15 protein-coding genes are annotated in these 15720 nt (G+C 34.9%); 11 read left to right on the top strand and 4 right to left on the bottom strand.

The window, feature by feature from the left end; genetic code table 11:
• Positions 1–77: 77 nt before the first annotated feature.
• The 3 genes from INR76_RS06810 to INR76_RS06800 all read left to right on the top strand — a co-directional run bounded on the left by INR76_RS06810 (position 78) and on the right by INR76_RS06800 (position 2351).
• Positions 78–1346 carry a fibronectin type III domain-containing protein gene (locus tag INR76_RS06810; protein WP_223109903.1) on the top strand — a complete coding sequence of 423 codons (1269 nt, stop codon included), beginning with the start codon at positions 78–80 and terminating at the stop codon, positions 1344–1346.
• Positions 1347–1465: 119 nt separating this feature from the next.
• Positions 1466–1906: a hypothetical protein gene (locus INR76_RS06805; protein ID WP_223109902.1), complete on the top strand. Its 441-nt coding sequence runs from the start codon at positions 1466–1468 to the stop codon at positions 1904–1906.
• Positions 1907–1994: 88 nt separating this feature from the next.
• Entirely contained in the window at positions 1995–2351 is a 357-nt protein-coding gene (locus INR76_RS06800; protein ID WP_223109901.1) for a hypothetical protein, read from the top strand.
• Between the two features lie 57 nt (positions 2352–2408).
• Here INR76_RS06800 and hemL read toward each other — a convergent pair whose 3' ends face one another.
• From hemL to INR76_RS06785, 3 genes are read right to left on the bottom strand one after another with little or no spacing between them, the layout of a single operon-like run.
• Complete coding sequence (gene hemL, locus INR76_RS06795) at positions 2409–3695, bottom strand: glutamate-1-semialdehyde 2,1-aminomutase (RefSeq protein WP_223109900.1); 1287 nt, start codon at positions 3693–3695, stop codon at positions 2409–2411.
• Between the two features lie 6 nt (positions 3696–3701).
• Positions 3702–4538 (bottom strand): glucosaminidase domain-containing protein, encoded by an 837-nt coding sequence (locus tag INR76_RS06790; protein WP_223109899.1) that lies wholly within the window; start codon positions 4536–4538, stop codon positions 3702–3704.
• Between the two features lies 1 nt (position 4539).
• Complete coding sequence (locus tag INR76_RS06785) at positions 4540–5481, bottom strand: 1-aminocyclopropane-1-carboxylate deaminase/D-cysteine desulfhydrase (RefSeq protein WP_223109898.1); 942 nt, start codon at positions 5479–5481, stop codon at positions 4540–4542.
• 270 nt (positions 5482–5751) lie between these two features.
• Between INR76_RS06785 and INR76_RS06780 the strand changes: the two genes are divergently transcribed.
• The 6 genes from INR76_RS06780 to INR76_RS06755 all read left to right on the top strand — a co-directional run bounded on the left by INR76_RS06780 (position 5752) and on the right by INR76_RS06755 (position 12894).
• The gene (locus tag INR76_RS06780; protein WP_223109897.1) at positions 5752–6567 is read left to right on the top strand and encodes a hypothetical protein; all 816 of its coding nucleotides are present in this window, start codon (positions 5752–5754) and stop codon (positions 6565–6567) included.
• An 11-nt stretch (positions 6568–6578) separates the two neighbouring features.
• Positions 6579–7388 (top strand): hypothetical protein, encoded by an 810-nt coding sequence (locus INR76_RS06775; protein ID WP_223109896.1) that lies wholly within the window; start codon positions 6579–6581, stop codon positions 7386–7388.
• Positions 7389–7431: 43 nt separating this feature from the next.
• Positions 7432–8226 carry a hypothetical protein gene (locus tag INR76_RS06770; protein WP_223109895.1) on the top strand — a complete coding sequence of 265 codons (795 nt, stop codon included), beginning with the start codon at positions 7432–7434 and terminating at the stop codon, positions 8224–8226.
• A gap of 31 nt (positions 8227–8257) precedes the next feature.
• Entirely contained in the window at positions 8258–11383 is a 3126-nt protein-coding gene (locus INR76_RS06765; RefSeq protein ID WP_223109894.1) for a choice-of-anchor B family protein, read from the top strand.
• Between the two features lie 254 nt (positions 11384–11637).
• Complete coding sequence (locus tag INR76_RS06760) at positions 11638–12534, top strand: hypothetical protein (RefSeq protein WP_223109893.1); 897 nt, start codon at positions 11638–11640, stop codon at positions 12532–12534.
• Positions 12535–12546: 12 nt separating this feature from the next.
• Positions 12547–12894, top strand: coding sequence for a hypothetical protein (locus INR76_RS06755; RefSeq protein WP_223109892.1), 348 nt, complete (start codon positions 12547–12549; stop codon positions 12892–12894).
• Positions 12895–13121: 227 nt separating this feature from the next.
• Here INR76_RS06755 and INR76_RS06750 read toward each other — a convergent pair whose 3' ends face one another.
• On the bottom strand, positions 13122–13451 hold the full coding sequence (locus INR76_RS06750; protein ID WP_223109891.1) for a hypothetical protein: 330 nt from the start codon (positions 13449–13451) through the stop codon (positions 13122–13124).
• Positions 13452–13534: 83 nt separating this feature from the next.
• Here INR76_RS06750 and INR76_RS06745 point away from each other — a divergent pair, with 83 nt between their 5' ends.
• A complete protein-coding gene (locus tag INR76_RS06745) occupies positions 13535–13705 on the top strand; it encodes a DUF5522 domain-containing protein (RefSeq protein ID WP_223109890.1) in 171 nt (56 codons plus the stop codon).
• Positions 13706–13728: 23 nt separating this feature from the next.
• The gene (locus INR76_RS06740; RefSeq protein ID WP_223109889.1) at positions 13729–15711 is read left to right on the top strand and encodes a urocanate hydratase; all 1983 of its coding nucleotides are present in this window, start codon (positions 13729–13731) and stop codon (positions 15709–15711) included.
• The last annotated feature ends 9 nt before the right edge of the window (positions 15712–15720 follow it).

Here is a 15720-nt window from a genome sequence, read left to right as displayed (position 1 = left end):
ACTTACCTTCACATTATACACAACAAAAAACAGTAGTTAGAAAGATTTTTTTACTTTTAGGCAAATTATTTTAGAATATGAAAAAATTTGTCTTAAAGTCTTTAGGATTATTAAGTATCGTCTTCTTTATCTCTTGTGGCGGAGATGACGACACACCTGTTGATACCACAGATACACAAAATCCATCTCAACCTACCAATCTACGAGCTACCAATAAAACCCAAACTAGTCTACAATTAAGTTGGGACGCCTCTACAGATAACGTTGGTGTAAAAAAATATGCTGTTTTTCAAGATGGTAATATTATAAACGACAATATTACAGCTACAACTTTAACCATAGAAAGTTTAACACCCGAAACATCTTACAGTTTTTCTGTTGTAGCTTTTGACGAAGCCGATAATCAATCTGAAAGTAGCGATATTTTTGACACCTGTACGCTAGCGATTACCTTAGAGTTTAAAACCAACCTTTCTGAAATGGGAGTTTTTACCCAAAATCTCTCAGAATTAACACCCGCTGATGGCGTACAACTTTATGAAATTAATAGCACCCTATTTACAGATTATGCAAAAAAACAAAGACTTGTAAGATTGCCTAACTGTGAAGTTTTAAAATACAAAGGTGACGATCTATTGCCAGTATTCCCAGACAATACACTAATTGCCAAAACATTCTATTATAATTTGAATGAACAAAACCCAAATTCAGAAAAGATAATTATTGAAACTAGAATTCTTTTAAAAATAAATGGCGTTTGGGAAGTAGGAAATTATATATGGAACGAAGCTCAAACAGAAGCTACTTATTCTGAAAATGGCAATGTTACTCCTATAAGCTACACAAACAGTGATGGTCAAACATTAAATATAGATTATAAAGTACCATCAAAACAAGATTGTTTTACCTGCCACAACAATAATAATAGCACGTTCCCAATTGGTATGAAACTACGAAGTATGAATTTTACACCTTCATACACAAACCAAAATCAACTTGCTTATTTAGAAAGTATTGGTATGATGGAAGGAGCTACTTCAGAAAATATAAGTGTATTACCCGATTGGACAGATGCCAGCAATGATATTCTTGATCGCGGTAGAGCTTATATAGATATTAACTGTGCTCATTGCCATCAACCCGGTGGTGCAGTAACCAATTTTAATTTAGACTTCAGGCTTGAAACTCCTTTTGAAGAAACCGGTATTTATGCAAACAGAGGTGAAATTGAAGCTCGTATACAAAGTACAGCACCTGTTTACATGATGCCACAACTAGGACGAACAATTGTACACGACGAAGCTGTTGATATGCTCATTGACTATCTAGAAGCTATTGAAAATTAACCAACTATAAATCATAAAAAAAGCTGTTCTTAAGAACAGCTTTTTTTATGCCTTATTTTTAAGATTAAACCTTTTTTAAAATAAAAGGTCATAAATACATAAACTTAAAATTGAAAAAAATGAAAAATTTAATCATTATCTGTATTGTCTTGTTGGGGTTTACGGGCTTTGCTCAAAAAAAGCAGCCTTCAAAAATGGAAGCTAGAAAAGAGATGAGAGAAAATATGAAATCACTATCTCCTCAACAAAAAGCAGAACTACACGCTAAAAAACTTACTTTGCAACTTGACCTTTCTGAAAAGCAAGAAAAAGAAGTCACTCAATTATTAGCAAAAAAAGCTGAAAAAAGAGCAACAATGAAAGAAAGTAAAGCAAAAAAAGACCTTTCAGAAACTGAACGTTTTGAAAGAAAAAAACAAATGCTTGATGATAAAATTGCTTATAAAAAAGAAATGAAACAAATACTATCTGAAAGCCAATACACCAAGTGGGAAGAATCTTTTGGAAAGCAAAAAAAGAAGCATTTCAAAAAAAGAAGAAAAGCTAAAATGCGTAATTAATTCTTTTAAACTATTAAAATTGGCTTAATTTTTGGAGTATACACACTAAAATTAATTACATTAGCATGTAATAGTATAATTTACAACCATGAAAAATTTAGCTAAAATACTTGCAATTGCTTTTATTATGGTGTCTGGCGTTCAATTTGCAAACGCCCAGAGTCTTTCACAAGACGCAGACAGACCAGAAGTTATTGCAAAAAAGAAAGTAACTGAACTTGCTTCAAAACTTGAACTTAACGACAGTCAAGAACGAGCATTATTTAGATATTATACTTCGTATGAAATGAAGTATAAAAAAAATATTGCCGGTAAAGACTTGAATGAGCCAAAAGTTGCAGCCGAGAAAAAAGAGTATGTTGATGATTTAAAGGCTAATATAAAAAAGACTTTAAATGAAGAGCAATACAATAAATGGCTGGGCTTTTTTAAAGAAGACTTATAAAAAAATAAAGATTAAAATAAAACCCTCCTAGTTTCAACACGGGAGGGTTTTTTATTTTTATAGTGTTTTAGCTACTTTCTTACATGCCTCTATTGTATTATCCAAATCATCATATGTTAAAGCTTCGGTTAAAAACCAAGTTTCAAAAGCACTTGGCGCTATGTAGACACCTTCCTGTAACAGCCCATGAAAAAACTTCTTAAAGGTATCGTTATTTGCCAATGCTGCTGTTTCAAAATCAATAACCGGTGTTTCAGAAAAATGAACAGAAATCATAGATCCTAGTCGATTAATGGTATGAGTTATACCAGCTTCAGATAAAACAGAATCTAGACCTTTATGCAAATATTCGGTTTTCTTCTGTAAAGAAGTGAAAATATCTGGGTTGTTGTTAAGCTCTGTAAGCATAGCCAATCCTGCAGCCATCGCTAAGGGATTTCCGCTTAATGTTCCGGCTTGATAAACGGGTCCTTCGGGAGCTAAGTGACTCATAATTTCGGCTCGTGCCGCAAATGCACCAACAGGTAAGCCGCCACCTATTACTTTTCCGAAGGTAACAATGTCTGCTTTTATATTAAATAACTCTTGAACACCTCCTTTTGCTAACCTAAAACCTGTCATCACTTCATCAAAAATTAACAAAATATCGTGCTCATCACAAAGGTTGCGTAGTCCCTCAAGAAATCCTTTTACAGGTGGAATACAGCCCATATTTCCTGCAACCGGTTCTAAGATTATACAAGCAATCTCATCTTTATTTTCAGAAATAACGTGTTTAACATTTTCTAAGTCATTATACTTTGCCAGCAAGGTATCTTTGGCTGTTCCTTGTGTAACACCCGGACTATTGGGAGTTCCAAAAGTTACGGCACCACTACCCGCTTGTATTAAGAAAGAATCACTATGGCCGTGATAGCATCCAGCAAATTTTATGATTTTATCTTTTCCAGTATATCCGCGAGCTAGTCTTACAGCACTCATACAGGCTTCGGTACCACTATTTACAAAACGTATTTTATCAACATTTGGCACCATAGATACAGCCAATGAAGCTATTTTGGTTTCAATTTCTGTAGGCATACCAAAGGAAGTTCCTTTTTGAGCTTTTTCTATCACGGCGTTAACAACCGGTTCGTGAGCGTGACCCAAAATCATAGGACCCCAAGAATTGATGTAATCGATTAGTTTATTTCCGTCTGCATCATACAAGTAGGCTCCTTTTGCTTTTTCTACATAAATAGGCTCTCCTCCTACTGCTGTAAAAGCTCTTACTGGTGAGTTAACACCACCCGGAATTACTTGTTGTGCCTCTTTAAAAAGGGCACTACTTCGTTTGTATAACATAATTATTTATTGATTTTTTACTGAATGCAAGTACAATACTTGACCAATGGAAATGGTATTTGATGTTAATCCATTGTACTCTTTTAATGTATCTACCGTTATATTAAATCTGCGAGAAATACTATATAATGTATCCCCTCTTTTTACGGTATAGCTTTCAATTTTATTTGAATTTGGTTCTTCAATTAAGGTTACTTGATCGCCCAAAACCATAGTATCATACTGTCTAAGATTGTAGCGCTCTATGATACTTATTAATTTATCAGGATATCTAGGATCTGTAGCATACCCTGCTTTTTTTAATCCTCTAGCCCAACCTTTGTAATCGTGTTTTTTAAGCTTAAAAAGGTCTTGATACCTGCTTCGTTCAGTCAAAAACAAAGAGTGGTCTCTAAAAGAATATTTTGGATCTTTATATTTTCTGAAACATTCTTGCAACTCATCATCATCGTGATATACACGGTCACCCGTCCAATCGTGGCATTTTATTCCGAAGTGATTATTAGCTTTTTTGGTTAAATCACCTCTGCCGGCACCACTTTCTAAAATTCCTTGTGCCAATGTTATACTTGCCGGAATTCCATATTGCAACATTTCTTCCATTGCAATTTTACTGTAGTTATCAATATAAGTTGCGACAATCTCAGTATATGAGGCGTTTGCAGGTGGTTGTTTTATTTCGGTTTTCTCAGGAAGGACAATCGTTTTTTCTTGTTTTTTATCATGGATTACAACACGCTCAGTACGCGTCTTTTTTTTGGAAGTAACTGTTCTTTTTTTGGACTTACAGCTACTTAAAGCCAATGTACTTAAAAGTAAAATAACGCAAAGTCTATAAACCATATTAAACCTTAATTTGTGGTAAGTTTTTTTTATGTAACCGTTGATTCATTCCCAAAATTCCTTGCAATCCTCCGGTATGAATGGCAAAAATACGGCTATTTTCTTTGAAATACCCATTTTTAAGCAAGTCAACAATACCATACATCATTTTGCCGGTATAAATAGGATCTAGAGGGATTCCGGTTTCTTCCTTAAATCTATTAATGAAACGTATTAATTTTAAATCTATTTTAGCATATCCCCCAAAACAGTAATCATCCAAAATGGTAAAATTGGTTTTTGAGGTATATTTTTTCACTTCTGTAGTTTGAAACGTTCCTTTTAAAGCAGAAAAGCCTACTACTTTTTGATTGGCTTTTGATGCTTCTATGAGCCCTGCAATGGTTCCGCCGGTTCCTACTGGTGCACAGATATAATCAATTACCTCATTTTGAGAAGTTAAAATCTCCTCACAACCTTTTACGGCCAAAGCGTTTGTCCCGCCTTCCGGAATTAAATAAAATGCACCTAGTTTTTGCCTTAAAGCTGCTAAAAAGGCTGCTGTTTCTTTTAACTTAAAATTGTCACGTGTTATAAAATGAAGTTTCATTCCTTCTTTTTTAGCAAAAGAGAGCGTAGGGTTTTCGGATATTTTTTCTGAAAGTTCTTCACCTCGAATCACTCCAATAGTTTTTAAACCTACAAGCTTACCAGCTGCAGCAACTGCCGCAATATGATTTGAATATGCACCTCCAAAGGTAAGTAGCGTATCAACACCTTCAGAAAGGGCTTGAGAAATATTGTATTTAAGTTTTCTGAATTTATTTCCAGATACAAAAGGATGAATTTCATCTTCGCGAAGTAAATACAATTCACAATTGGTTTTCACAAAAGGTGAAAGATCAATTTTTTGTGTGTTAACCGGTTTTTCTAAGTCTAAAAAAGAGTGTATGTCTTCGATCATTATATTAAAAACTGCCTTGATAAAAATAAATGAATTAGATAGAAATATTGATTTATTTAGATGTGAAAAAAATCACTTTTTGGTTCAGCAAATTAAGTTAATCTTAAAATAGATTTAATTCAAAAAACATCAATAATATGCGAAATTTTAGCATAAATTGTAGGTTTTTTCGGATAATTCTTAAATTTTAATGCGTTTCATCGAATATTTTTGTACTTAGTCCGATTTCTGCCTTATACTTGTTTTCCTAAATCAAACTAACTAACGCTTATGAAGACAAATTTTACCCCCAAATTTTGTGTTTTCATCTTTGCTATGTTTCTCACGAGCCAACTATCTCTAGTAGCACAAGTTGGTATTAACACAACATCTCCTAACGGAATTTTAGATGTAAACAGTAGCACTACTGGTATAGTGCTTCCGCGTTTAGCATTAACTGCCACAAATGTAATGGCACCTGCAGTAAATCCTCAAAGCGGAAACATTCCTATTGGTACAACTGTATACAATACCAATAACACAAGTAATGGTATTAATGATGTCTATAAAGGTATCTATGTATGGGATGGCAGTCAGTGGGTCAATCAATTTCCTTTAAAACACGCTGAAATTTTTAAGCAAATTAATCACTTAAGATCAAGATCTAATGCAGGATTTGAATCTATACACAACCTTGATAACGAAAGTTTTACAGCAAAATACTCAGGAACTTATAAAATAGAATTAAGTGTAAATTTTGGAGGCGGTCATATAAGAACTGACTATGACGTCAATGTAGCCACTCAGAGCGGTGATTTTAGATTTATTTATGACACAGAATCAGGCACTGAAACAAAATTAATTCCTGCTAAAGCCATTTCAACAGATGGAGCTACACAATATTACCTTATTTGGGAACAACATAAAGTGGTTTATTATGAAACGCTTCGAGCTGGACAATCATATAATTTTAGCTTAGAATTTAATCAAGATCCTTCTCCAGAATTTGAAGACAATGGTAATTCTGGAAGTGGATTTAACGGAGGAGCTGGCTTTGTTGGCTTTGATATTCCTTGTTCGGTAGAATTCACCTATTTAGGTAACTAAAAAACATAATCATGAAAATTAAAATTACTTTTTTTCACTTTCTAATTGTGTTTGGTTCAATTTGCACAAGCTCAGCTCAAGTAGGTATTGGCACCAACAATCCCAACGGTATGCTTGACGTAAACAGCTCAAATATGGGGGTTATATACCCTACTGTATCTTTATCATCTATTATCGATGAAGGAACAGTTTCAAACCCTAGTAATCCTAATTTAGCTGTAGGTACTTTAGTATATAATACTAATACAACTACAACAGGAACAGACGATGTTGTACCGGGTATTTATAGCTGGGATGGGAGTAAATGGGTTCCGCAATTTAGTAAAAGACAATCACAATTATTTGAACAAACTACTTCGTTAAGAACAAGTTCAAATCATTCTTCAAACGGAGGATACCAATATATACCAGGTTTTACGTCAGCTTCATTTACAGCAAACTATACCGGATGGTACCGTATAAAAGTAAATGTTAATTACGGTGGAGGAACTATGGTTTCTCCAAGTTCTGCAAATATTAATACTGCTTTTCAAGAAGGAGATTTTAAATTTACGTTTGACGGGACAGATCACAATTTTGTTTCCAAATCAATCTCTATTTATAACACCAATTATAGCACCAACGACTATTCAAACTCTTGGGTTGAATCATATAAAATTTTCTATGTCTCGTTGGTAGCAAACCAAAGTTACGCTTTTGCTCTATCTTTCAACCAAGAGCCTTCACCAGGTTTTGTAAATAATGGAAATAACAACTCAGGAAGGGGATATATTGGGGCAGATGTACCTTGCACAGTTGAATTTACATATATCAGTGAATAAATCTTAAAATATTAAAAAGTTATATTACTTTTAACAAAATATTATGAAATTAAAAATCTACTATAACAACATTATTTTCTTGCTTTTTTCTTTTGTTATGGGAAACATAACAGCACAAGTAGGTATAGGAACAACGACCCCAGAAGGAATGTTGGACATAGAAAGCACTTCTTCAGGCTTTGTTTTTCCAAAAGTATCTTTAACATCAAGAGCTTCAGAAAGCCCAGTTACAAACCCTAATGGTGGCGGAATTGTTGAAGGCACTGTTGTATATAACACAAATACCACACAATCAGGAAGTAATGATGTATATCCCGGAATTTACGTTTGGGATGGTAATGAATGGATAGCACAATACATAAAAGAAGATAATCAAAAATTTGAACAATCAACATTAGAATTTAGAGTACCTAAAAATGGATCTTTTAGAGATGTTCCTGGTTTAGCGAATGGCTCTTCATTTACACCTAAATATTCAGGAACGTATCGTATTGAAGCCAACTTCAATTTTGGAGCAGGAGAACTTAACCCCCCAGAAACACCTAACAATGTGAGAATGGCGACTCAAGAAGGGTATTTCCGATTTAATTTTAATGGAAGTAACTATGACATTTATACTCACGCATACTCAATCAACAATCAATTAATTGGTGCCGGAACTGGATATGAAGCCTTTAGACATGACTCATCACTTATTCTTTATGAAAACCTAAGAGCTGGAGTGACGTACTCTTTCGGTTTAAGAGTTGATGTTATGGTTGACAATGAATTTCAGAATGAAGCATATGCAGGTATAGATTTACCCTGTACCGTAGAATTTATTTATTTAGAAGAATAACATAATGTACTCAATTTAACCCCGCTAAAAAATGAAAAAATCACTACTAGTCCTTCTGTTTATAAGTACTGTTTGTTTTGCACAAACTCCTTGTTCGGGAGGTTTTGCAAATGGTTATCCTTGTGATGGAATAACCCTTCAGGATTACATATCCTCGGCAGCAATGGGAGCTGTTGAAGCTCAAGATTCTTGGGGATGGACAGACCCATCAACAAATAAAGAATATGCAATAGTTGCATTGGATAACGGAACCGCTTTTGTGGATATATCCAACCCTACCGATATTAAATATTTAGGACGGATGGACTCATACACGGGAAGTAGTTATTGGAGAGATGTTAAAATTTATAATAACCACGCCTATATTGTTAGTGATAGCAATGGAAGCCATGGTGTACAAATTTTTGACTTAACCAGATTACGGGGGTTGACCGGAAGCCCAGCACTCAATTTCAATAAAAATGGAGATGGACGCTATAGCGGAGTAGGTAGCGCCCATAATATCATTATTAATGAAGAAACAGGTTACGCCTACGTTCTTGGTTCAAACCGAAATGGTGGCGGACCCCGAATCTTAGACCTATCAGATCCTAAAAACCCTACTTTGGCCGGTGATATTTCTGCCTACGGCTATTGTCATGATGCCCAAGTTGTAGTTTATGACGGTCCAGACCCCGATTACCAAGGCAAAGAAATACTAATTGGTAGTTTTAGCAACTCAGATTATGTACAAATTTTAGATGTCACTAATAAAAGTAATGTAACACGCATAAGTTTTATAGACTATATAAATAAAGAATACACCCATCAAGGTTGGTTTACAGAAGACAAACGTTTCTTTATTGCTGGTGACGAATTAGATGAAGGAACTCATGGTTTTAATACTAAAACAATAGTATTTGATTTAACAGATCTTGACAACCCCTTAAAACATTATGTACATTATGGAGAGACTTCAGCAACAGACCATAACGGTTATGTTCGCGGAAACCGGTTTTATCTTGCCAATTACGCAGCTGGAATGAGAGTTTTTAAAGTGGATGGATTGTATGATGAAACAAACCCAACTATGGATGAAATCAATTATTTTGACATGTACACACCAGATAACTCTGCTAACTTTCATGGAACTTGGAATGTATATCCATTTTTTGAAAGTGGTAATATAATTGCAACAGGGTTTGGAAACCTAAGCACAAACGGTGATGGTGGTCTATTCATCTTGAAAGATCCAAATTATGACAACACCCCTCCTACTGCATCTTGTCAAAATTTTACAGCAACATTAGATCGTGTCACTGGTACAGTTACTATTACAGCAGATGATATAGACAATGGTTCTACAGATAATTTTGGCATTGTTAAAAAAAGTCTTGAGGCTTCAAAAACAACCTTCACATGTGCTGATGTTGGAAAAACTTTTGAAGTAACACTTACTGTGGAAGATGATTACGCAAACAAATCATCCTGTACTGCAACTGTAACAGTTGAAGCTGAAACAACTAGCTATAATGGAGCTACTTGGTCTAACGGGGTTCCTTCATTAGGATCTAATGCAAAAATTAGTGCTAATTATAACACAGCTACCAATTCAAGTTTTGAGACCTGTACGTGTGAAGTTGACGCCAGCAGAACACTTACAGTTGCCGCCGGAGATTATATCAATGTACAAAGAGACATAACCGTAAACGGAAATCTGTATATAGCTCATGAAGGTAGTGTTGTACAACAAGATAACGATGCAACAACTATAAACAACGGTACTATTTCAGTAGAAAAAATAACTCCAAATCTTGATGAACGTGATTTTATGATACTAGGAAGTCCTGTTTCTGGTGAAACGCGCAATGGAGTGTATGGCACCTCAGTAATGGTGCGTAATCATATTACAGCGAATTTCACCCCTAATCAACAAGTGAATGACGAATTTCCATTAGCTGAAAATTTTGCTGATGACAATGGAGACAACTGGGTGAATTACACAGGAACCATTAATCCTGGCGAAGGATATTTAGTACGCCCACAAACCACACCAACAGAAACGGGTTCCTTTACATTAGATTATACACAAGGAACTCTTAATAATGGCGTGGTTACATTTGATTTACTTTTTAATACAGAAGCAAATGACAGCCCAAATATGTTAAGTAATCCATACCCTTCAGCAATTGATGCAGATGCTTTTTTAGACGCTAACCCTACAATCGAAACACTTTATTTTTGGGAGCATTTAACAGCACCCAATCCCTCGTATCCGGGATACAACCCGAATAACTACAATATGAATGATATCTCTATGTATAACGAAATGGGAGGATCTGAAGCCGGAAATGACCCAGGAACATCAACACGTCCTAATGGGTTTATTGCTTCAGGACAAGGCTTTGGCGTAAAAACCTCAGCAGCAGCAACAGCAGTTTTTAATAATAGTATGCGCGTTAATGAAAATAATGATACTTACAGAAGAACAGCTTTTGAAAGTGACCGCATTTGGTTACAAGTTAGAAATGAAAAGTGGGATATGGGAAGTTCTATACTCGTTGGGTTTTCTGAAGTTTCAACCGATGCATTTGAAAGCAAATATGACAGTAAACGGTTAGCAACTCCAGTATCTTTATATTCTGAAATTGCTTCAGGAGAACAATTAGCCATACAAGGTAGAGCACCTCTTGCTGATGAAACCGAAGTTTTGTTAGGGTTTGATACTCAAATTAATGAAGAAACAACCTATCATATTTCTATAAGTGATATTCAAGGTCCAATTATTGAAAATGCTACCGTTTACTTGATTGATAATAAAAGTAGTACAGTAACCAACTTAAGTGAAGAAGATTATGAGTTTACTGCAGAAAAAGGCAACTTCAATAGTCGTTTTATACTTCAGTTCAAAAGCAATCAAGAGCTTGACACATCAGAAAGCTTATCACAAATTGCAATCTTTCCTAACCCTGCAAACCAACTATTAAATATAACATCACCTAGCACCTATTTAAAGAATATTGCAGTTTATGATTTATTAGGAAGGAGAATTAATGAAAAAGTAGGTCCTAACAATAATACTCATCAATTAAGTTTAAAAACATTAAACACTGGGATTTACTTTGTAAAAATTGACACAGAATTAGGTACTGTCACTAAAAAGTTAATTAAAGAATAGCCCCCGATAACAAACCTACCGAAAAGCCTGAAGATTTTTCTTCAGGCTTTTTTTATACGCTTCATTCTCAATCTTTGCTACACTTCTACCTATTAACCAACAACCCTCTGAATGTTAGTTATATAGGTTTTTTGGTGCTTCATCGAATTTCTCACATTTCAATAAATAGATTTCTTATCATTATGACACCAAATAATAATGATGTGTCGATTATGAAGACAATTAAACTAAAATATCGTAACATTTTAACACTTGTGTTAATTTTTTCTGCATCTATCACGTTCGCTCAAGTTGGGATTAATACAACTGATCCGGAAACAACATTAGATGTTAATGGATCATTCTCCTTACGAGAAGGACCCGCTCTAACTTTAAACAATGGAAATAATACCAATATAGATCTGGGAACTACTAAGTACTCAAAGTATAGAATTATAGGCCCTACAAGTGATTTTAATATATTAACGTTTCTAACTCCTAATGGTGAATCTGCAGCTGACGGCCAACTTTTAACCTTAATAAACACCACAGACCATACTATGACCATTGTTCATAATCAAGGTTCTAATGCTAATACTCAAAGACGAATTTATTGTCCTGGTGAAACCAACCTTGTCCTTTCATCTAAAAATGGAAGTGTAACTCTGCAATATAATGAATCTGAATCTAGGTGGATGGTAAATAGTTATGCAGACAGAAATTATGGTACAAATATTGTTTCTGTTAAAGCTACTTCTGACACTTCTACAAATTCTAATAGTTTTAGTGACATGAATGGTATGACTATAACTTTTACCCCTAGTCACTCTATTGTATATGTAACTTTTAGTGCCTCAGGTCATATGGATACAAATCCACTTCCAGCAGCAAGTCATGCCACTTTTAGGTTAATAAATGTTACAGCTAGCAATAGAGTTGAAGCTGGAGCCACAACATTAGCAACAGATTATGATTATGATGATATGTTCGGAGAGATTAGTGCAGTATCTTGGAATGCTAATATCAGCATGTTTCCTGTATCTGTAACTCCCGGTGTTACAAATACATTAAAAGTTCAATGGCTTAGAGATGGTATTTTCCCTACTACACTTAGATGCAATGTAAACTCTCTTCCAGATGTTTCGCATAGAAGTTTAACTATATTCGATTAAAAAATAATCAAAATGAAAAGTATAACTACTATTTTTATATTATTGCTAGTAACACAAATTTCTTACTCACAAAGAAAAGAATACAATCAAGAAAGAAAAACTGACACACAATTTATCGTTCAAATCAAAACAACAGATTCGCTTGAAATGATTAATAAAAGAGCCGTCTTAAATAAAAATTCCTTTAATGATAAATCAAGTTTTAGTCAATCCCAAAAAAGAGATAAAAGTAAAAAAAAGAGAATTGACTCTCTTTTAAAAAATACCACTAGAATTGATAATAATCCTCTTTTATCTATTAATCCCATAGGCAAAAAAAAAATAAAAAATAAAAAGAAAGTCGATGCAACTGAAAATTAATTAAATCTAATACCTCCTCAACATCACCTTGCGGAGGTTTTTTTATTATTAACCACAGCCCAATTATCCTTAAATACACATACAACACCATACCCCTATTGTTATATAAATCAACTGCATAGTGCATATAGCTTATTGCCTACCCCTCATACCTCCTACTCAAAAGATTCCTCTTGACTAAAACCAAAGATAATTCAGGTTTATTTTTAAAATAAGATTTGAAAAAACTACACAAAAAACTTTAAAAATCCCCAAAAAGGCCTGTTTTTTAAATACAAAACATCTTGTTCCTTTTCATACGCCTCTCGCTCAAAGCTAATAGACCTGTATGCTGTATGTCTATTTCTATAGTAAAGTAACCGCATAACATACTCAACCCCATACCAAAGGTAAAAAGGCAACACTAATAGTTCTAGCTGCTGCCGCAAGTGAATACGTTCATGATTCATAAAAACAGCATCTACTTTCAAGTGAGACTCTTTAATTATCACAAAAGGCCACAACGCAACTCCACTAATATGTTTAGGTAAAATAAAACGATTTACAAATACAATCACAACAACCTATTTTTACAAAGTTATATATTCTGAAGCTATGCCTCTCCCTATTTACTCAAGATTGATTTTTGTATTTTTGTGACATGTTATTTCCAAAAAAACGTATAAAAATAGAAGAAGGTGATTTTTATCTCACACCAGAAGGCTATAAATGTTTCACAGAACAATATCACTTAAAGCGAGGTTATTGCTGTGAAAGCGGCTGTAGGCATTGCCCTTACGGTTTTAACAAAAAAACAAACTCAAAAACATAAAATTTCTGCTAAATAAAAAGCGCATGACTTTTAAAGAACAAATAACGCAAGGTATACCAGATCATTTACCAAACCCAAAACCTTTTGATACTCAACAAAACCACGCCCCTAAACGTAAAGAAATCCTTTCAGCTGAAGAAAAAAAACTTGCCTTGCGTAATGCCCTTCGTTATTTTGATTCAAAACATCACCCTACGCTTCTTCCTGAATTTAAAGAAGAGCTAGAAAAGTATGGCCGTATCTACATGTATCGCTTCCGGCCAGATTATAAAATGTACGCAAGGCCAATTGAAGAATACCCCGGAAAAAGCAATCAAGCAAAGGCTATCATGCTAATGATTCAAAACAACTTAGACTATGCCGTTGCACAGCACCCGCACGAGTTGATCACCTATGGTGGTAATGGAGCAGTATTTCAAAACTGGGCACAATACCTGTTAACAATGAAATATCTAGCCGAAATGACCGATGAGCAAACCCTCGCAATGTATTCTGGTCATCCTATGGGATTATTTCCAAGCCATAAAGACGCACCTCGAGTAGTTGTAACAAATGGTATGATGATACCCAACTATTCGCAACCAGATGACTGGGAAAAGTTTAACGCTCTCGGCGTTACTCAATATGGCCAAATGACAGCTGGAAGTTATATGTACATTGGTCCACAAGGTATTGTTCACGGAACAACAATTACTGTTTTAAATGGTTTCAGAAAAATTAAAAAAGAACCTAAAGGAGGGCTATTTGTGACATCAGGTCTGGGAGGAATGAGTGGAGCACAACCAAAAGCAGGAAATATTGCCGGCTGTGTGACAGTTTGCGCCGAAGTAAACAAAAAAGCTACGCATACACGCCACTCACAAGGATGGGTTGATGAGGTGATAAATGATATAAAAAAATTAGCAGAACGAGTACGTACAGCCATTTCAGAAAAAGAAACTGTATCTATAGCTTATGATGGAAACGTAGTTGATGTTTGGGAGTATTTTGCTGAAAATGACATTCACATAGATCTTGGCAGCGATCAAACGTCTCTCCACAATCCTTGGGCAGGAGGCTATTACCCAGCTGGAATGAGCTATGAAGAGGCCAATGAAATGATGGCAAACAATCCAGGTTTATTTAAAGAAAAGGTACAAGAAAGTTTGCGACGTCAAGCAGCAGCTATTAATAAACATACCGAAAAAGGAACCTACTTTTTTGACTACGGAAATGCATTCTTATTAGAAGCCTCTCGCGCCGGTGCCGATATTCTTTCCAAAGATTCAAACAAAGAGTTTAAGTATCCTTCATATGTACAAGATATTATGGGGCCTATGTGTTTTGACTATGGTTTTGGTCCATTTCGTTGGGTATGTACTTCAGGAAAACCCGAAGATCTGCAAAAAACAGACGCTATTGCTTCAGAAGTACTTGAAGAATTAATGAAAGATTCACCTGAAGAAATTCAGCAGCAAATGCAAGATAATATCACGTGGATAAAAGGTGCTCAAGAAAACAAGTTGGTTGTAGGTTCTCAAGCTAGAATTTTATACGCAGATGCCAACGGAAGAATTAAAATTGCTTCAGCATTCAACAAAGCTATTAAGGAAGGAAAAATTGGGCCGGTAGTTTTAGGACGTGATCACCACGACGTATCTGGCACAGACTCTCCCTATCGCGAAACATCAAACATCTATGACGGAAGCCGATTTACTGCAGATATGGCTATTCAAAATGTAATAGGCGATAGTTTTAGAGGCGCTACTTGGGTAAGTATTCATAACGGTGGTGGCGTTGGCTGGGGCGAAGTTATCAATGGAGGATTTGGTATGCTTCTTGATGGTACTATGGATGCACAACGAAGGTTAGAAAGTATGTTGTTCTGGGATGTAAATAACGGAATTGCACGCCGAAGTTGGGCACGAAATGACGAAGCTGTTTTTGCTATTAAAAGAGCTATGAAACAAAATAAAAATTTACAAATAACGCTTCCCAATTTTGTAGATGATGATTTATTAAATTAATTAAAACAT

The organism is Marixanthomonas sp. SCSIO 43207, assembly GCF_019904255.1.
Taxonomy (GTDB): domain Bacteria; phylum Bacteroidota; class Bacteroidia; order Flavobacteriales; family Flavobacteriaceae; genus Marixanthomonas.
The sequence above is the reverse complement of the archived record's forward strand: the minus strand, read 5'-3'. Positions and strand labels throughout refer to the sequence as shown.